Here is a 17,751-nt window from a genome sequence, read left to right on the forward strand (position 1 = left end):
TGCGGTGGTGATGGTCGGAGCGAACGCGTCGACCGCCGCGTTTCGTCGCCGGAGGCGGGTCTCGTCACCGTCAGTCCCGTTAGGGCTCGTGCTACCGTCCGGCCCCGTCGCGGTCGGGGTCCGTGCGTGGAGACGCGCTGTCGGCCGGCGTCGGCGCTCGGCGGCGTTTGTGCGCGGTCCGCCGGTGGCGTGCGAGGAGCCGTGCGACGACCTCGCAGTCGACGTCGAGCCGTGCGGCGATGGCGTCGGCGTCGATCCCCGTCCCGCTCCGGTCCACCGTCCCGCTCCCGTCCACCGCCGCACCCTCCACCGCCGCGTTCTCGCCGTCCACGCCCAGCCGCAGCACCCGATCGACGACGTCGTAGGACGCACCCAGCTCGTCCCGGTCGTACTGTCCGGGGAGGAACCCCGCAGCCGGCGGCTTCTCGCGGACGAACGTGGGCACGTCGAGCGCCTCGGCCACCGCTCGGACCTCCGTCTTGTACAGGTGGCCGATCGGGAGGAGGTCAGCCGCCCCGTCGCCGTGTTTGGTGACGTAGCCGAGGAGGTGCTCGCTCCGATTCGTCGTCCCGAGGACGAGCCCCGTGGTCGCGTTCGCGGCGAGGTACGCCATTGACATCCGGAGCCGTGCCACGAGGTTTCCGGTCACGACTGGCTCCCCGTGGAGGTCGAACTCGTCGGGCACGAGCGCCCCGAACCGAGCGAGCAGCGGCTGGAGGTGGACCGTGTCGTGACCGATCCCGAGCGCTCCAGCGAGCGCCTCCGCGTCCCGCGCGTGTGCGTCGCTCGCCTTGTTACACGGGAGTATCAGCGCGTACACCCGTTCGGGGCCGAGGGCCTCGGTCGCGAGCGCGGCGGTGACCGTCGAGTCGAGCCCGCCGCTCATGTTGACTACGACGCGCTCGGCGTTCGCGTCCCGCACGGTAGTGCGGAGGAACGAGGCGATCCGATCGATCTCCGCATCGGCGGCGTCGCGGTCGATCACGGCAGTTGTCTCCCGGGTATCGCCCTGATGGCTACCCCCGATCGTCGATCACCGCCGTATCGATGGCCGTTATTCGGAAACACATTCTCGTAGTACCACGGCGTCTCGGTGCACTAATGTCTTTTTCTCCTCTCGTTCTCTAGTCTATAGTAGTGTATAAGGGCGTACTACCGAACGTTTATTGAAATCAGATTCGGATCAGTTCGTACGCATGTCGACCCTTCAGCTGAGTTCGAGCCAGAAACGCATCCTCACGTCCCTCGTGAACCTCTCGGACGGCGACGGTGCCGTCGTCCGCGGGCGCGACATCGCCGACGCGATCGACCGCAACCCGGGCACGGTCCGCAACCAGATGCAGTCGCTTCGGGCGCTCCAGCTGGTCGAGGGCGTTCCCGGGCCGAAGGGCGGATACAAGCCGACCGTGAACGCGTACGAGACGCTGGACATCGAGCGGATGGACGACCCCGCGGAGGTCCCCGTCGAGCGCGAGGGGACCCCGGTACCCGGCGTGAACGTCGAGGGGATCGACCTGGCGAGCGTGCACAACCCCGACCTCTGCCGCGTCGAGATCGTCGTCCGGGGGTCGCTCCACGAGTTCTCCGAGGGCGACCGGATCGTCGTCGGCCCGACGCCGACCGTGAAGCTCCGTATCGTCGGCGTCGTCGACGGCGTGAACCCGATGGAGAACACTCTCGTCGTCCGCGCGCGGAGCATGCAGGCACCCACCGAGCCGGGATCGGGCGGCGGGCGGCTCGGGAGCGCGGCCGACTGACGACCGGCCCGTTCCCGCGTCACGCACCCGTCTCGGTCGGATTCGGTTCTCGACGGTCATCCCCGCCCCAGGCGGGACTCAGCCCGTCTCCGTATCGTCTCGGGGAGGACTCAGTCGGTTCCCGTATCGTCTCGGGCGGGACTCAGTCGGTCCCCGCATCGTCTCGGGTGGACCCCTCCGTCGCGGCGATCCGGTCCCCTATCGCGCCGGTCGTCGCGACCGCCAGCCGCGCCTCGCGACGCCGCTCATCGAAGACGGCTCTCGCGCTCCCCGCCGCCTCCGGGTCGACCACGAAGCGCACGCCCTCGTACCCGACGTTCCACAGCACCAACGGCTCCGGCGGTGCGGGCCCGACGCCGCGTCCTCCGTCGATCGGTTCCGGCCCGAGGACCCGATCGAGGAACGCCGGCTCCGCCGCCCCGCATCCGACCAGCCGGGCCGCCTCGACGAGCCGCCTGACGAACGCCCGGGGGAACCCGCCCGCCGTCACCTCGACGACGACGAGGTCCTCCGCGACGCGGGTCGCCGTCGCCCGGACGTCACGTTCCGTCCCGGTTCGATCCGACGTGAGGTTCCGGAAGTCGTGTGCGCCGGAGAGCCGGTCGAGCGCCCCGGCGAGCCGGGCGTCGTCGATCGACGGTGGCTCGGAAGCGTCCTCCCCCGGCGCCTGGTCGGAGCCGGACTCCCGTGGGGCGTAGAGGTGGTAGCGGTACGTGCGGCTCGCGGCGTCGTGGGTCGCGTGGAAGCCGGCGGGGGCGTCGGCGGCGGCCCAGACGCGGACCGACCCGGGGAGCTGCCCGTTGAACGCGCGCGGCGTGAGCCAGTCGGGGGCGTCGAACGCGACGGTTTGGGCCGCCGCGGAGACGCCGGCGTCCGTTCGTCCCGCCGCGGCGTACCCCGGCGGCGTCGCGTGCGTCGGGCCGTCGCCGCGCTCGATAAGCCCGTGTTTCGCGAGCGCGCGCAGCAGCGTCCCCTCGACGGTCGTCGCGTGCGGCTGCCGCTGGAACCCCGCGAACCCCCGGCCGTCGTACGCGACCCGGTACGCGCGCCGCCGGGTCACGCCTCGCGGTCCGCCATCGGCACCGTGAGAACCGGGACGGGCGAGGTCCGGACGATCTTCTCGGTCACGCTGCCGAGGAGGACCCGCTGGAGCCCGGTTCGGGCGTGCGTCGGCATCACCACGACGTCGGCACCGGTGTCCTCGATCGCGTTCTCGATCGCGCGGAGCGGCTCGCCGCGGACGACGTTCCCGGTCACCGCGACGCCGTCGTCCGCCAGCGACGCCGTCACCGCTTCGACGCGTTTCCGTGCCGCCCCCTCGACGCGCCCCGCGATGTCGCTCACGCGGGGGCCCGCCAGGGTTCGTTCGAGCGTGTCGACCGCGGAGACGACGTGGACCGTGGCGTCGTACCGCCGCGCGAGGCTCCTCGCGTGGGGGATCGCGTCGTTCGCCTCGCCCCCCGGCGCGACGGGGAGGAGGATGTCGTCGTACATACCCGTCCGTGGTGGCGCGGCGTGCAAAACGATACCGGCCGTCGTCGACGGCGGGCCGAGAACGACAGATCGGAAACGACGGAGCGGCCGAGGATCGACCCTTATAAAGCCGCGATCCCGCTCCCACAGCACGGGACCGGACCGCACCCGCTAAGTGCCCCGATCCCCAACTCGGGGTATGCACTACCGAGAACTCGGTGCCTCCGGCGTCGAGGTGTCGGAGATCGGCTTCGGCGCGTGGGTCGTCGGCACGAACTGGTGGGGGGACCGAAGCGAGTCACAGGCGATCGGGATGGTCGAGGACGCGCTCGACCACGGCGTGACGTACATCGACACGGGCGACGTGTACGGCCACGGCGACAGCGAGGAGATCGTCGGGAAGGCGATCGACGGCCGGCGCGACGAGGTGACGCTCGCGACGAAGGTCGGCTACGACTTCTACAACAACCCGCAGGCGGGCCACGGCGAGCTCCCGAAGGAGCTGACCACCGATTACTTGGAGACCGCGTTCGAGCGGTCGCTCGACCGGCTGGACACCGACTACGTCGACCTGCTACAGCTCCACAACGCGAACGTCAGCGAGGTCGACGGGGAGGTCCGTGACCTCCTCCGCGAGTGGAAGGCCGACGGTCGCGTCCGCGCGCTCGGGTGGGCGCTCGGCCCCTCGATCGGCTGGCTCGCGGAGGGCGACGCCGCCGTCGAGTATGAGGAGTTCGACGCGGTCCAGACCGTCTTCAACCTGTTCGAGCAGGAGCCGGGCCGCCACTTCGTCGACACGATCCGCGAGACGGGATCGGACACCTCGGTCATCGCGCGGGTGCCCCACTCCTCCGGGCTGCTCAACGAGCAGGTGACGCCCGACACCGTGCTCGAGGAGGGCGACCACCGGTCACACCGTCCCCAGGAGTGGTACGAGACGGGGTGGGAGAAGGTCGAAACGATCCGCTTCCTGGAGGACGTCGACGGCGAGGTCGGGGCCCGCACGCTGAGCCAGGCGACGATCCGCTGGCTGCTCGCCCACGACGAGGTCGCGTCGGTCACGCCGACGTTCCGGAACGTCGACGACATCGCCGCGTGGAGCGCCGCCAGCGACGTCCCGCCGATCACCGACGAGGAGTACGACCGGCTGGAGGAGTTGTACGCGACGAACTTCGGGATCGACCGCGACGACGGGATGGACGTGCTCCGCACCTCCGTCGACGGCGAGGACATTGAGGCGGCCGGCCTCGACAAGCGCGCCGCGTCCTACTGATCCGCATCGGGGCGCACTGACCCGCGCCGCGATCGGACACGGTCGGCGTCGGCTTTGAGGAGGCCGACCCCGTTCCCGCCCTTTAAGACCTGAGCGGCCCCGTCCCTGCCTTTAAATAGGGATCGAGCCAACTGAGGGTCCTTTTAAGGAGAAACGAGGAGGGGCTTCGGGCCGCCGTTCGACGGGTACGGATCTCCGACGGAGCACGACCTCCCTTTCGCGTCGAAACCGCACGACCCGTCGACGTCGAGGGATCGGAGATTCACTTCCACTACGAGCTCCCGGCCGTCGTTTCGGGGCGTCTCGTCGCCACGTCGCCGTCGCTCTCGGCGGTCGGAAGTGGTGGCTCGGGCGAAACCCGTCATCACAAGGGGCTCAGAGGGGGTAACACGTCGTCACGGCCACCACAGCCGAATTACCTCACTGAGGGTTATAAACTGACCGTGATGCGAGCCCTTTTGAGTGCCACGTAGAGTTACCAATCCCTCAGCGTTCAGCAGGCGATCGGTCACCCGGCCGTTGGACGAGGCGTCTCTTCGAGTCCTTCAACCTCGTTGATTCACTCCACTCGAGCATACTCTCGGGTCCACGGTTCTTGGGGGAAGAGCTCGTTTTTTATCAAGCATCTCGCGTCCTTTATTTATCGGTTGGTTGGACTCTCCGCGGTCAGTACGCACACTGTACCGAGCAGCTGTTTGGGACGTTAATTTGTCCGAAGACGGAATTTCAGTAGAGCCGCTCCGTTCTATCGATCGGGGTTGAGTACCGCTTTCCGCGCCTGAAACTCCTCGTCCTTGACGTCCTCCCCGCGCTGAAGCGCGAGGCTTTCGCCTCGCTTCTCCGTAACCGAGAACGGCAATGACGACGAGCGGAACGGACCCGGCCGACATCCACATCCAGCTGACACCCACATGACTGTCCCGATAGCAACAAGAAGCATAAATCAAGCCAGTGATGTGTAGACTATGCGAAGTCAGAACCGCTATTCAATCGGAGCCTCCCCGGACCCGCGGACTACAGAGAGGCATGCCGAATGAAACAGAACGGCGGTTCGTCTCGCGACCGGCCGACGGATAAACAGTGTCCGTGCTGTCGCGTCTGCAGTCTTCAACGTGAAGGAGAGCGGTTCACTGGCTCGGAACCCACCGACAGCCACGGGGCCAAGAAAGGCCGCGACGGCCACGACCACCACGGGGATCACGACGTCGACCACGGAGGCCAGAAGAGTGATCGTGAGGGTGATCACGAGGATGATCACCGGCACGATGCGCACGAGGGTCACGGAGCGACACACGACCACAGCGGTCACGAGCGGATGTTTCGACGCCGGTTCTGGGTCTGTCTCGTCCTCTCCGTTCCGGTCGTCGTCTACAGTGAGTTCGTACAGGGATTGCTCGGGTACACGCCGCCGCCGCTCCCGGGGTCGGACCTGATCGCGGCGGGGCTCGCCGTCGTCGTGTTCGCGTACGGGGGCGTGCCGTTCCTCAAGATGGCGCGAACGGAGCTCGCGAACCGGGAGCCGGGGATGATGACGCTGATCTCGATGGCGATCACCGTCGCGTTCGTCTACAGCCTCGCGGCGATGGCGATTCCGGAGACGATGGGCTTTTTCTGGGAACTCGTGACGCTCATCGTCATCATGTTGCTCGGTCACTGGATCGAGATGCGAAGCGTCCGTCGGGCGTCGGGAGCGCTCGACGAACTGGCCGGGTTGATGCCCGATACTGCCGAGCGGATCAGCGACGACGGCGACGTCGAGGAGGTCCCGCTCGACGACCTCCGCGAGGACGACCTCGTCCTCGTTCGTCCCGGGGCGAACGTCCCCGCGGATGGGGTCGTCGAGGAGGGCGACTCGAACGTCGACGAGTCGATGATCACCGGCGAGTCGAAACCGGTCTCGAAGGAGCCGGGCGCCAACGTCGTCGGCGGGACGATAAACGGCGACGGTAGCCTTCGGGTCCGGATCACGGCGACCGGTGAGAAAACGGCGCTCGCCGGCATCATGCGACTCGTCGAGGAGGCACAGCAAAGCAAGTCACGGACGCAGGTGCTCGCCGACAGGGCGGCAGGGTGGTTGTTCTACGTCGCGCTCGCCGTCGCAGCGATAACCGCGGTCGCGTGGACCGTCGCCGTCGGTTTCGGCCTCACGGTGGTCGAGCGCGTCGTCACCGTCCTCGTCATCGCGTGTCCGCACGCGCTCGGACTCGCCGTCCCGCTCGTCGTCGCCATCAACACGACGACCGCCGCGAAGAACGGCATCCTCATCCGGGACCGCATCGCGATGGAGGAGGCGCGAAACCTCGACACCGTCGTGTTCGATAAGACGGGAACCCTCACGAAAGGGGAACAGGGCGTCGTCGACATCGCGACCGAGGCGATCGACGAGGGGGACGCGCTTTCGCTGATGGCTGCCGTCGAAGGCGACTCCGAGCACATGATCGCCCGGGCGATTCGAGACGAGGCGACGGCACGTGGAGTAGCCGTTCCGAATGCGACCGGGTTCGAGGCGCTGAAAGGGCGGGGCGTGCGGGCGACCGTCGATGGCGAACCGCTTCACGTCGGAGGGCCGAACCTCCTGACCCATCTCGACACCGACGTTCCCGACTCCCTCGCTACGTTCACGGACGACGCCGGGGAGCGGGGACAGACCGTCGTCTACCTCGTTCGCGACGGCCGAGTAGTGGCGGCCGTCGCCCTCGCGGACGTCATCCGCGAACAGAGCGCGGATGCGGTGGACTCCCTCCACCGGATGGGGATCGAGGTCGCGATCCTCACTGGAGACAGTAGGGACGTCGCTGAGGCGGTGGCTGACCAGCTCGGCGTCGATACCGTGTTCGCCGAAGTCCTGCCCGAGGATAAAGACGAGAAGATCGTCGAACTACAGGACGCGGGGAAGGCGGTCGCGATGGTCGGTGACGGCGTCAACGACGCGCCGGCGCTCACGCGTGCCGACGTCGGCATCGCCATCGGATCGGGGACGGACGTCGCCGTGGAGGCCGGTGACATCGTCCTCGTGGACAGCGACCCCGTCGACGTGGTCCGGCTGGTCCGACTGAGCAAGAAGAGCTACCGGAAGATGCAGGAGAACCTCGTGTGGGCGACCGGGTACAACGTGTTCGCACTGCCGCTCGCCGCGGGGATCCTCGCGCCGATCGGCATCCTCCTGTCGCCCGCTGTCGGGGCCGTGCTCATGTCCGCGAGTACCGTCATCGTCGCGATCAACGCCCAGCGACTCCGGCGGGCGGATCTCGAATAGCACTCGGTGAGTCGAGTTCGTCTACAGTTCGATGAACTGCTCATACTCGCCGTCGTCATCGAAGGCGTAGACGGTCCACTCCCCGTCCTTCTCGCCGCCCATCCCCGGTGAGCCGGCGGGCATCCCCGGAAGGGCGATTCCGGCGACGTCGGACTCCCTCTCGAACAGTTCGCCGACGACTTCGACTGGAACGTGCCCCTCGATCACGTAGTCGTCGAGTTCGACCGTGTGACAGCTGTCGAGATCGGACGGGATCCCGCGTTCGCGTTTGACGGCGTCGATGTCGGCGGGCTCCCGCACGTCGAGTTCGTCGTCGAGGTGGTCATCGAGGTACGCTGCGTACTCGTTACAGCAGTCGCAGTTCGGTGCGTTGTACTGGACGGCATGTGTGGCGGCGAGCGACTCCGGCACGGTCCACTCCTCGCGGGTCGCGTCGCCGCCGAGACAGCCGGCGAGTGCGACCGTCGTCCCCGCAGCGACGATCATCGACCGACGGGAGAGCGGTTCGGGTGACATCGTGTGTCCTTCGGGTCCATGCCTGGTTCGTCGTTCGTCCGTTCTCAGTTTTCGGGACTCAGCTCTCGGGAACGATCCGCTCGTACGCCCACACGAACGGCCGGAACGGGAGGAAGATGTAGTCGTCGTGCGGATCCCACTTCATGAACGCGAGGCTGTTCGAGACGACTGACACGCTGGAGGCGGCCATCGCGATCCCGGCCAGTGCGGGATTGAGCAGTCCGATCGCCGCGATCGGGATCAACGTGGTGTTGTAGGCGAACGCCCAGAACAGGTTCTGGCGCACCTTCGAGATCGTCGCGTCGGCGATCCGCATCGCCTTGATCACGTCGATCGGGTCGTCCCGCATCAGCGTGATATCGCCGCTCTCGATGGCGACGTCCGTCCCGGAGCCGATCGCGACGCCGACGTGCGCAGTCGTCAGCGCCGGCGCGTCGTTGACCCCGTCACCGACCATGATGGCCCGCGACCCGTCGGACTGGATGGCGTCGATCTCGTCGGCCTTGTCCTCGGGGAGCACCTCCGCGTGGACGTTCTCATCGGGGATACCGAGCTGTTCACCGATCGCTCGACCAGTGCGCTCGTTGTCGCCTGTCAGCATCATCACTTCGTAGCCGCGCCGGTGAAGTTCGGCGACTGTCTCCTTGGCACTCTCACGAACCGTATCGGCGTTCGCGACGATGCCGAGGAGCTCGCCGTCGAGCGCGACGAGCATCGCCGTCTTCCCGTCGCGCTCCAGTCGCTCCATCGTGTGTTCGACGTGAGACGGATCGATGCCGTTGTCCCGCATTAGTTTCCGGTTCCCGACCAGTGCTTCGCCCTGCGGAATCGTCGCTCGAATACCGTGGCCGGGGACGTTCTCGAACTCCGTCAGGTCGGCGAGCCGCAGATCGCGTTCCGCCGCTCCCTTGACGATCGCCTGCGCGAGCGGGTGTTCGGAGCCGGACTCGGCGCTCGCTGCGGCCGACAATAGGAGCTCCTCGTCGACCGCTGTCTTCTCGCCTTCGACGAGTCCGCCGTCTGCAAGTCCCGCTCCGTCATTCGTTTCGACCGCTTCCCCGACGGGGATCACGTCCGTTAGTCGCATCTCGCCGTGGGTGAGCGTCCCCGTCTTGTCGAAGACGACGACGTCGATCCCGCGAGCCTTCTCGAGGACGTCTGCCCCCTTGTAGAGGACGCCGTTCTTCGCGCTGATCGTCGACCCGACCATCGTCGCCATCGGCGTCGCCAGTCCCAACGCACAGGGACAGGCGATCAGGATCGCGGACGCGAGGACGACGAGAGCGAACTCGTACACCGGAACGCCGCCGGCGACGGGGCCGCCACCCACCGGTTCGAGCAGCGGGATCCACGTTCCGAGCGCCGACGAGACGCCGTGGAGTGCCTCCGGGAACGCCAGCCACAGGAGCGACCAGAGGACGGCGTTCACGATCACTGCCGGCACGAAGTAGGCGGTGAACTTGTCGACCAGCCGCTGGATGTCGGGCTGGCGCGCTTGCGCCTCCTTGACGCGCTGGACGATCTGTTGGATGGCCGTGTCCTCACCGACGTTCGTCGCCTCCACGAGGAGCACGCCGTTCTCGTTGATCGTGCTCCCGACCACCTGATCGTCCTCGCTCTTCTCGACGGGGACGGATTCGCCGGTGACCATCGACTCGTCGACCGCGCTCTGCCCGTCGACGACGACCCCGTCCGTGGGAATCTTCTCGCCGGGTCTGACCTTCATCACGTCACCGACCGCGATGTTCTCGATCGGAACGACCTGTTCCTCGCCGTCGACGATAACGGTCGCCTCCGCCGCCTGCATCTCGAGCAGTTCACGGAGTGCCGCGCTGGCACGGGCTTTCGATCGGGCCTCGAGCCAGACACCGACGTAGATGAACCAGAGGATGATCGCGACCGCCTCGTAGTAGAGTCCGCCGACGATCATGTCGAGCTGGACGGCCGTACTGTAGAGGTAACCGACGGACGTCCCGACGGCCACCAACGTGTCCATGTTCGCCTGCCGGTTGTTCACCAGCGACTTGTACGCACCCTTGAGGAAGTGCCAGCCGAGCGTCGCCATCAGGCCGGTCGCGAGTACGAACTCGTACCAGCCGATGTCGATCCCGAGGATCGCCTCCGGGAGGAACCCCGGGTAGAACATGTCGACCATCACCAGCAGGAACGGCGACGCCATGACCCCGCCGATGATCGTCCACTTCCGCTTTGTTCGGAGCTCCCGCTCGACGGCGCTTTCGCGTTCCTCGGTCAGGTCCTCGCCGTCTTCGTCGACTTTACGGTCAGGTTCGTAACCGGCGTCCTCGATAGCCGCGTAGATCGTCGACAAGCTCGCGTCGTTCGGGTTGTATTCGACGGTCGCCTCGTCCGTCGCGAAGTTGACGTCGGCGTCGAGCACACCCGGTACGTCCTCGATCGCCGTCGCGTTCGTCTCCGCGCAGGTCGCACACGTCATTCCGGCGATTCCGACGGTGGCCTTCGTTCGTTCCGGCTCGTAGCCGGCGTCCTCGATCGCTGTATATACTGTTGGCAGTGCGGTCTCGTCCGGGTCGTAGGTGAGCGTCGCTTCGTCGGTCGCGAAGTTGACATCGATCTCTTCGACCCCAGCGAGACTGGCGACGGCGTCCTCGATCGTCGAGGCACACGTCGCACAGCTCATCCCGGTTATCGTCAGTGTGCTCGTTTCGGGCATAGGGAATCCCCTCAATAGTACATAGGGGCCCCTCTTTCATGCGAATTTTCACTTAAATAGAGGGAATATGTCCCGGCTCAATTTATGATAATAAAGTGGACGTTTCCCAGGGCTGATGCACGATCTTAGCCGTCAACGCCCTTGTTGACGGTGTCATAACGCTTCTCATGCAGTGTTCGACACGAGGGGCAGCAGAACGTGTACACCCGGTCGCCGACTCTCGCCGTCACGCCGTCGTCCCCGACGTCGTTATCGCAGACGGGACAGTCGAGAGCGAAGTCCACTGCGGAGACGTCGCGGACGCGTTCGTGTTCGTCGACGGGTCGCAGATGATACTCGCGGACCCGATCGAAGTCGATTCCGCGCGCAACCCAGTCATCGAGCGATCCCGTCGGGGCATTCGCGTACGCGATCACTCGCCCGTCGTGCGTTCTACTGACGGTCTTGATACCGTCGAGAGCGCGTACGTCGGCGTATAGATCGTCGGCATCTCCGGGTTGCGCATCGAACTCGAGGGAGACTGGTTGGCGCTCCCGTAGTCTTTGTCCGTCCACGTCGACGGTGAACCCGCGGATGATGCCTAAATCCTCGAGCCGGTCCACGCGACTCGAGACGGCAGGCGGTGACAGGTCCACGCGTTCGGCGATCTCGCTGTACGGTCGCCGACCATCTTCGACAAGGAGTTCGAGGATCTGTACGTCCGTCTCGTCAAGATTTTTCATTTCTTTCATGGGTGGTGATCCGTGGGGAGCGGGAAATCCATATCATCGGTTTTAGAATAGAAGCTGCGAGGCCCGTTACCCACAGTTTCTAAAGTCGGCTCACGTCCGAAGTCTTTGCTAACAGTTGCCTACACCGTGCGCGTGGGCGCCGTCGTGGTGGTCGCCGTGCGCGTGGTTTCTATCGTGGTGGTCGCCGTGCGCGGGGTTTCTATCGTGGTGGTCGCCGTGCGCGTGGTTGCCGTTCATGTGGCCGTCCATCCAGCCGACCAGTTCGTCATCGACGTGGTCGCTCCACGTCAACAGTTCGGTTTCCGCGTGGGCGTCCGTGTCCTGTGCACCGACGGTCGCCACCGCACCGATCAGCCCGAGTCCGAGGGCGACGACGAGCGCCAGCTTGAGTGGTGTCGTGTTCATCATGGTCACCTCGAGTGTGGATACGGGCCGGGTGAGTTTGTGGATGTGGGTGTGAACACAATTAGGAGATCAGAGTATAACGTCTATAAGTCCCTCTAAACGTTCAGCGTTCGACAGACCGTTCCTCCGTCCGGTGGGCGGGGGTTGTGGGAGTCTCCACCGGAGTGGCTACGTGTCCGAACGCGATCGAAGGTCGTCATCAGGGTACACGCGGTACGTCCGTCCCTGTGATTCCCGGTAGAGTAGCCCTCGCTTTTCGAGGTCTGAAACCGTTTGGCTGACCTTGCTCTTCGAGAAGTCGGAGCGATCACGCAACTCTATCTGGGTGATTCCGGGTGATTCGATTATTGGACGGAGGATCCGACGTTCGTCTTCGGGGAGGTACGTCAACACGTCTCGCACGGTGGCCTCTTGTCCCTCGGACGAATCGGTGGGTTCGGGTTCCGTTTCCAGCTCGTCGTTCGGGATATTGCTCTCGTCTCGGGAGGTCTCGAGGCTTTCCGACGGTCCCTCGGACTCCATGTCCCGGTGAAGTTGGTCACGGATGAGTAAGTACACCCCGCCAACGACGGTCGCGACGAGCAGTGCTCCGAGCAGATTCCACGCTGGATGGACGCCGTGCATCGTCCAGCCGTGACCCATCCCATCGATTGACGCCTGATACGTCTGCAGCGTGACGGCGACCCCGATGATAAGTACGGCTATCACGAGTCCCCCGACGGCGACGTCCAGTTTCGAGCGCGTCACAGATCGATCACTTGACGAAGCGTTCTCGTCCGTTCAGCATACGTCTCCCGGTTGCGACGAACGAGCCGAACGGTTGACATCCTCTCCGCCGTGAAGGGCGTCACCAGAACGCGACGCGTTCTGGTTGCCCGCCAGACGTAGTCTGGCGACGAAGATGCCCACGGCACCGTACCGCTGGTTTGGGATGGTTACGGTTTGTAGCTGCCCCGATGACGGCACTGGCTGTGCCAATCAGCCGTTACTCCTATCCCGGCATGGGATTCGGAGGTACTTCTTACTGCACCCGAACACGACAACAGAAAGGGTGCGTTCTGTGTGTGGTCGGGAATCCCGATATTGTCCAATTAGGTGGGCGGATAGACCGCCTCGGCTGACTGTTAGTACGACAATCATTCACTTAAGACGCCCGACGAGGAGTTCGTGTTTGGCGTGGAGAACTGTCGGAGTCATCCCCGTGCTGAAGCGCGAGGCTTTCTCCTCGATTCTCTGTAACAAGCCCTTTTTAAAACATATTTTCGCCCGAAACAGCAGATCACACAGTCCACGGCGAGATCGTTCGCCGCCGTTAGTCGGTTTTGACGGCGAAGTAGAGAACCGCAGACGCCACCGGGGGCTACCCTACGGTAGCTATTTCTCGGTTGACTGCTTGAATCGTTCATGAATGACTCGGTCCTTGATGAAGTCGATCGGGCCATCATCTACGAGTTACAGGCGAACGCCCGCCACAACACGAACGCGGCGATCAGTGACCGCGTCGGCGTCTCGGCGAGTACGGTCGGCAAGCGGATCTCGCGGCTCGAAGCTCGCGGGGTCATCAACGGATATTTCCCCGAGATCGACTACGAGGAAGCCGGCTTTCCGCTACACGTGCTGTTCATCTGTACGGCCCCGATCGCCGATCGAGCTGCCCTCATCGATGCTACGCTCGGCATCGAGGGCGTCGTCAACGTCCGCGAGTTGATGACCGGCGAGGAAAACGTCCACATCCGAGTCATCGGCACGATGAAGGACGATATCACGCAGATCGCGCAAACGCTCGACACGCTCGGCTATTCGGTGACCGACGAGATCCTGCTGCGTGAGGAGTATAACCGGCCCTCCATCCACTTCGACGTCTGAACGCCCCGAGGCGAGGTCCCTGATCCGGTATCGGTCGAAGACGGTGTTCGTCCTCGGGTTCGACGAGAACGCCGGATCCAATCGCACGCACGGATTCTTGCGATAGAAGCTGAGCGAGATGTTCCACAGATCTTATTCTGGAATAAAGACTACGTGTCGGTATCGATCTCAATGAGTGTCACAGCAACCGGGCACGCCGAGTCACCCAGTCAGGCCGTCGTTGAGGCCGTCGCTGAGCGTGAAGGCGTCGATCCGACGGACCTCACCGTCCCCTTGTACGACGCGGTCGACCCGGAGGCCCTGGATGCGGTCGTCCAGGAGGCTCTGAAATACGACGATCCGTCCTTCCGGATCGAGTTCCGGTACTACGGGTATACCATCTCCGTCTCGGCAGACGGTTCAGTGGAGGTGTCGGAGACCGCGTGAAGCGGAGGGGCACCGATGGTTCACGACGCGAACTGAGTGTCCCGACCATGGCGCCCGACCGACCGTCGTCGGAGTTTCCATGCGGTCGTTGCTGTTGACGTCCTTTCCAGCTTGGAGGGCGAGGAGGAGACCATCGACGAGGGGCGGTTGCGACGAGCGTCCGTGCTCGACCCCTCGAAACCCGTCTCGACGTGGGTCGCCGTTTGACTCGGCGGAAGTAACGCACGTATAACGATTCCGTGGGGCACCGTCGCGACGGTGATGCTTCGAACCGACATCGCTCCGCTCTGGGTCGACGCCTGGTCCCTGGAACCGCTGTTCGTTCGGGGGGCATGGTTTCTCGTCGCCGTGGGCGGCGTTTTAGTGATCGGATGGTTCGTCCTCGAGCCCATGGTTTCCCGACTGGTTCGGCGCCGAAACCGGAACAACCCCACGCTGGAGGAGGCCATCACCAGATATCTCCGTCTCCTGATCACGATGGTTGCGCTGTTCGTCGGCGTCGGTATTGCGGGGTTTACGGGGTTCCTCGGGAACTCCGCGCTCGTCATCGCCGCGGTGACCGTCGCCGTCGGCGTCGCGGGACAGAGCGTCATCGGGTCGCTGGTCAGCGGAACGGCGCTGGTCGTCGATCCCGAGTTCAACGTCGGCAACTACATCCAGTGGGACGGCGGCGAGGGTGAAGTCACGTCGATCACCCTCCGCGTTACCCGGGTCCAGACGCCCGATGGCGGGCTCGTGACGATACCGAACACCACGCTGACGGACGAGCCCATCACCCGACCCTTCGAGCAGGACGACTGTCGAGTCGTCGAGCGCGTTACGGTGTCCTACGAGGACGATATCGAGGCCGCACTGTACCTGCTCTCGGACGTGACAACCGATATCGACGGAATTCTCGAGGCCCCTCGACCGGTGACCGGCATCGAGGAGTTGGGCGACGACGGCGTCGTGCTCCGCGTCGACTACTGGGTCGACGACCCGCTTCGAAACCGGTTCGACGTCCGGTCGACGTTCGCCCGAACCGTCAAAGACCGGTTCGAGCGGGCCGACATGGATATCAGCCCGTCGTCGAAACGCGACCTCGAAGGGGAACTGGCGGTCCGGCGCGTCGGGTAACGGTCGCCGGACGTGCTGCCGATCGAAACCGCGGCTTCGGCGGTACCCTGAAGGTTTATTCGGGTCGTAGTTCTATCGTCGCGCATGGACATCGGCGTGTTAACGGTTCCCCTCGGCGAGGAGTCGATCGAGGACGCCTTCGCGTACCTCGACGGGTTGGGCGTCGACGCCGTCGAGCTCGGCGTCGGCGGGTGGCCCGGCGAGGACCACCTCGACCGTACCGCGGCCCTCGACGACCGCCACACACGGGCTCGGCTCGACGAGCTGTGCTCCGAGTACGGCCTGCGCGTCTCCGCGCTGGCGACCCACAACAACCCGCTCCACCCGGACGACGACCGCGCGGCCGTCGCCGACCGGGAGCTCCGGGAGGCGATCGAGCTGGCAGACCGCCTCGGCGTCGACACGATCACCTGCTTTTCGGGGCTGCCCGCGGGCGCGCCCGGCGACTCGACGCCGAACTGGGTGACGGCCCCGTGGCCGACCGAGCACGCGGAGGCGCTCTCGTACCAGTGGGACGACGTCGGGGTCCCCTACTGGCGCGACCTCGCCGAACACGCGGACGACCACGGCGTCGACGTCGCGATCGAGATGCACCCGAACATGCTCGTCTACGAGCCGACGGGGCTCGTCGCGCTGCGGGAGGCGACGAACGAACGGATCGGCGCGAACTTCGACCCGTCACACCTCTACTGGCAGGGGATCGACGCGACGGAGGCGGTCCGGTTCCTCGGGGAGCACGACGCGATCCACCACGTCCACGCGAAGGACACGAAGGTGTACGACGCGAACGCTCGCGTGAAGGGCGTGCTCGACACGGCCGACTATACGGAGGAGGCGGACCGCTCGTGGTTGTTCCGTTCGATCGGCTACGGCCACGACGAGGCCCACTGGAAGGACCTCGTCTCGACGCTCCGGATGGTCGGCTACGAGGGCGCGCTCTCGATCGAACACGAGGACTCGCTGACGTCCTCGCGGGAGGGGTTAGAGAAGGCGGTCGACGTGCTCCAACGGGCGGTCTTCGAGACGCGGCCGGGCGACGCGTACTGGGCGGAGTAACCGGAGGACACCACGATGACACAGCAACCACTGAAGATCGGCGTACTGGGGTATCGGTTCATGGGCAAGGCACACGCGAACGCGCTGGCGCGGCTCCCGATGTTCTTCCCGGACGCGCCCGCGGTCGAGCGCCACACGCTCGTCGGGCGCGACGAGGCGGCGCTCGCGGACGCGGCCGAGCGCTTCGGCTTCGCGCACACGGAGACGGACTGGGCGGCCGCGATCGAGGACGTCGACGTCTTCTACAACCTCGGCCCGAACCACGTCCACGCGGAGCCGTCGATCGCGGCGCTGGAGGCGGGCGTCCCCGTCCTCTGTGAGAAGCCGCTCGCGCCGACCCTCGAGGAGGCCGACGCGATGCGCGAGGCCGCCGCCGCGGCCGACGTCCCCGCGGGCTGTGCGTTCAACTATCGGTTCGTCCCCGCGATCCGGCACGCGCGGAACCTGATCACCGACGGCGAGATCGGCGAGATACGGCAGGTACGTGGACGGTACCTCCAGGACTGGCTCGCCGATCCCGACGCGCCCTGGGCGTGGCGGATGGACGCCGACCTCGCCGGCTCGGGCGCGCTCGGCGACCTTGGGGCCCACACGATCGACCTCGCGAACTTCCTCGTCGGCGACGCCGTCGGCGGCGTCGACCGCGTCTCCGGCCACCTGCGGACGTTCGTCGACGAGCGTCCCGTCCACGACGACGAGGGCGGCGTCGAGGAGTACCGGGACGTCACCGTCGACGACGCGTACACCGCACAGGTCGCGTACGACTCCGGCGCGATGGGGAGCTTCGAGGCGTCCCGGTTCGCGACGGGCCACAAGAACGACCACACGATAGAGGTACACGGCTCGGCGGGGAGCCTGAAGTTCTCGCTCGAGCGGCTCAACGAGCTGGAGATACTGCGGGAGGACTCTCGAGGCTACGAAACCGTCCTCGTCACGGACGAGTCCGACCCGTACGTCGACCACTGGTGGCCCCCGGGTCACGTGCTCGGCTGGGAGCACACGTTCGTCCACGAGAACTACGAGTTCCTCTCGGCGGTCGCCGACGGCGGCGAGTTCTCCCCCTCGTTCGACGAGGCGTACCGCGTTCAGCGAGTCCTCGACGCGGTGGAACGCGCCGACGAGCGCGGCGAGTGGGTCGCCGTCGAGTGAGCGTCGCGGACGCGTCGGACTAGCGAAGGGGTTGA

The 17,751-nt window shown here is 65.7% G+C and carries 17 protein-coding genes; 8 read left to right on the forward strand and 9 right to left on the reverse strand.

Annotation, left to right across the window (positions count from 1 at the left end):
• Positions 1-91: 91 nt before the first annotated feature.
• Entirely contained in the window at positions 92-985 is an 894-nt protein-coding gene (nadE, locus tag GRS48_RS08220) for an NAD(+) synthase (RefSeq protein ID WP_321168359.1), read from the reverse strand.
• A gap of 211 nt (positions 986-1,196) precedes the next feature.
• On the opposite strand from nadE, the gene GRS48_RS08225 reads away from it, so the two are divergent.
• Positions 1,197-1,757: an Rrf2 family transcriptional regulator gene (locus GRS48_RS08225; RefSeq protein ID WP_159485385.1), complete on the forward strand. Its 561-nt coding sequence runs from the start codon at positions 1,197-1,199 to the stop codon at positions 1,755-1,757.
• 142 nt (positions 1,758-1,899) lie between these two features.
• Here the strand turns inward: GRS48_RS08225 and truA are convergent, their stop codons facing one another.
• Both truA and GRS48_RS08235 read right to left on the reverse strand, forming a co-directional pair.
• Positions 1,900-2,817 (reverse strand): tRNA pseudouridine(38-40) synthase TruA, encoded by a 918-nt coding sequence (gene truA / locus GRS48_RS08230; protein WP_321168360.1) that lies wholly within the window; start codon positions 2,815-2,817, stop codon positions 1,900-1,902.
• Positions 2,814-3,251, reverse strand: a complete 438-nt coding sequence (locus GRS48_RS08235; protein ID WP_159485387.1) for a universal stress protein — start codon at positions 3,249-3,251, stop codon at positions 2,814-2,816. Before GRS48_RS08235 ends, truA begins: the two co-directional genes overlap by 4 nt.
• A gap of 178 nt (positions 3,252-3,429) precedes the next feature.
• Between GRS48_RS08235 and GRS48_RS08240 the strand changes: the two genes are divergently transcribed.
• Positions 3,430-4,503, forward strand: coding sequence for an aldo/keto reductase (locus GRS48_RS08240; protein WP_159485389.1), 1,074 nt, complete (start codon positions 3,430-3,432; stop codon positions 4,501-4,503).
• Positions 4,504-5,485: 982 nt separating this feature from the next.
• Here the strand turns inward: GRS48_RS08240 and GRS48_RS15230 are convergent.
• On the reverse strand, positions 5,486-5,785 hold the full coding sequence (locus tag GRS48_RS15230; RefSeq protein WP_235028027.1) for a hypothetical protein: 300 nt from the start codon (positions 5,783-5,785) through the stop codon (positions 5,486-5,488).
• Between the two features lie 33 nt (positions 5,786-5,818).
• Between GRS48_RS15230 and GRS48_RS08245 the strand changes: the two genes are divergently transcribed.
• Complete coding sequence (locus GRS48_RS08245) at positions 5,819-7,759, forward strand: copper-translocating P-type ATPase (RefSeq protein ID WP_235028028.1); 1,941 nt, start codon at positions 5,819-5,821, stop codon at positions 7,757-7,759.
• A 21-nt stretch (positions 7,760-7,780) separates the two neighbouring features.
• Here GRS48_RS08245 and GRS48_RS08250 read toward each other — a convergent pair whose 3' ends face one another.
• The 5 genes from GRS48_RS08250 to GRS48_RS08270 all read right to left on the reverse strand — a co-directional run bounded on the left by GRS48_RS08250 (position 7,781) and on the right by GRS48_RS08270 (position 12,811).
• Positions 7,781-8,275, reverse strand: coding sequence for a DUF411 domain-containing protein (locus tag GRS48_RS08250; protein WP_159485393.1), 495 nt, complete (start codon positions 8,273-8,275; stop codon positions 7,781-7,783).
• 58 nt (positions 8,276-8,333) lie between these two features.
• Complete coding sequence (locus GRS48_RS08255; protein WP_159485395.1) at positions 8,334-10,967, reverse strand: heavy metal translocating P-type ATPase; 2,634 nt, start codon at positions 10,965-10,967, stop codon at positions 8,334-8,336.
• A 125-nt stretch (positions 10,968-11,092) separates the two neighbouring features.
• The gene (locus GRS48_RS08260; protein WP_159485397.1) at positions 11,093-11,698 is read right to left on the reverse strand and encodes an AsnC family transcriptional regulator; all 606 of its coding nucleotides are present in this window, start codon (positions 11,696-11,698) and stop codon (positions 11,093-11,095) included.
• Between the two features lie 108 nt (positions 11,699-11,806).
• The gene (locus GRS48_RS08265) at positions 11,807-12,103 is read right to left on the reverse strand and encodes a hypothetical protein (RefSeq protein ID WP_159485399.1); all 297 of its coding nucleotides are present in this window, start codon (positions 12,101-12,103) and stop codon (positions 11,807-11,809) included.
• A 168-nt stretch (positions 12,104-12,271) separates the two neighbouring features.
• Positions 12,272-12,811 carry a MarR family transcriptional regulator gene (locus GRS48_RS08270; protein WP_321168361.1) on the reverse strand — a complete coding sequence of 180 codons (540 nt, stop codon included), beginning with the start codon at positions 12,809-12,811 and terminating at the stop codon, positions 12,272-12,274.
• A gap of 696 nt (positions 12,812-13,507) precedes the next feature.
• Between GRS48_RS08270 and GRS48_RS08275 the strand changes: the two genes are divergently transcribed.
• From GRS48_RS08275 to GRS48_RS08295, 5 genes are all read left to right on the forward strand, one after another.
• On the forward strand, positions 13,508-13,969 hold the full coding sequence (locus GRS48_RS08275; RefSeq protein ID WP_159485401.1) for an Lrp/AsnC family transcriptional regulator: 462 nt from the start codon (positions 13,508-13,510) through the stop codon (positions 13,967-13,969).
• 171 nt (positions 13,970-14,140) lie between these two features.
• A complete protein-coding gene (locus GRS48_RS08280) occupies positions 14,141-14,395 on the forward strand; it encodes a HalOD1 output domain-containing protein (RefSeq protein WP_159485403.1) in 255 nt (84 codons plus the stop codon).
• Positions 14,396-14,785: 390 nt separating this feature from the next.
• The gene (locus GRS48_RS08285; RefSeq protein ID WP_159485405.1) at positions 14,786-15,511 is read left to right on the forward strand and encodes a mechanosensitive ion channel family protein; all 726 of its coding nucleotides are present in this window, start codon (positions 14,786-14,788) and stop codon (positions 15,509-15,511) included.
• An 84-nt stretch (positions 15,512-15,595) separates the two neighbouring features.
• Positions 15,596-16,567, forward strand: a complete 972-nt coding sequence (locus GRS48_RS08290; RefSeq protein WP_159485407.1) for a sugar phosphate isomerase/epimerase — start codon at positions 15,596-15,598, stop codon at positions 16,565-16,567.
• A gap of 15 nt (positions 16,568-16,582) precedes the next feature.
• Positions 16,583-17,716 carry a Gfo/Idh/MocA family protein gene (locus GRS48_RS08295; protein WP_159485409.1) on the forward strand — a complete coding sequence of 378 codons (1,134 nt, stop codon included), beginning with the start codon at positions 16,583-16,585 and terminating at the stop codon, positions 17,714-17,716.
• Positions 17,717-17,751: the final 35 nt, after the last annotated feature.

Source organism: Halorubrum sp. JWXQ-INN 858, from assembly GCF_009806985.1.
Taxonomy (GTDB): Archaea; Halobacteriota; Halobacteria; order Halobacteriales; family Haloferacaceae; genus Halorubrum.

Coding starts and splice junctions, on each gene's coding strand:
- GRS48_RS08225 (WP_159485385.1), top strand. CDS start 1,197: ATGTCGACCCTTCAGCTGAGTTCGAGCCAGAAACGCATCCTCACGTCC.
- GRS48_RS08235 (WP_159485387.1), bottom strand. CDS start 3,251: ATGTACGACGACATCCTCCTCCCCGTCGCGCCGGGGGGCGAGGCGAAC.
- GRS48_RS08240 (WP_159485389.1), top strand. CDS start 3,430: ATGCACTACCGAGAACTCGGTGCCTCCGGCGTCGAGGTGTCGGAGATC.
- GRS48_RS08245 (WP_235028028.1), top strand. CDS start 5,819: ATGTTTCGACGCCGGTTCTGGGTCTGTCTCGTCCTCTCCGTTCCGGTC.
- GRS48_RS08250 (WP_159485393.1), bottom strand. CDS start 8,275: ATGTCACCCGAACCGCTCTCCCGTCGGTCGATGATCGTCGCTGCGGGG.
- GRS48_RS08255 (WP_159485395.1), bottom strand. CDS start 10,967: ATGCCCGAAACGAGCACACTGACGATAACCGGGATGAGCTGTGCGACG.
- GRS48_RS08260 (WP_159485397.1), bottom strand. CDS start 11,698: ATGAAAGAAATGAAAAATCTTGACGAGACGGACGTACAGATCCTCGAA.
- GRS48_RS08265 (WP_159485399.1), bottom strand. CDS start 12,103: ATGAACACGACACCACTCAAGCTGGCGCTCGTCGTCGCCCTCGGACTC.
- GRS48_RS08275 (WP_159485401.1), top strand. CDS start 13,508: ATGAATGACTCGGTCCTTGATGAAGTCGATCGGGCCATCATCTACGAG.
- GRS48_RS08280 (WP_159485403.1), top strand. CDS start 14,141: ATGAGTGTCACAGCAACCGGGCACGCCGAGTCACCCAGTCAGGCCGTC.
- GRS48_RS08285 (WP_159485405.1), top strand. CDS start 14,786: ATGGTTTCCCGACTGGTTCGGCGCCGAAACCGGAACAACCCCACGCTG.
- GRS48_RS08290 (WP_159485407.1), top strand. CDS start 15,596: ATGGACATCGGCGTGTTAACGGTTCCCCTCGGCGAGGAGTCGATCGAG.
- GRS48_RS08295 (WP_159485409.1), top strand. CDS start 16,583: ATGACACAGCAACCACTGAAGATCGGCGTACTGGGGTATCGGTTCATG.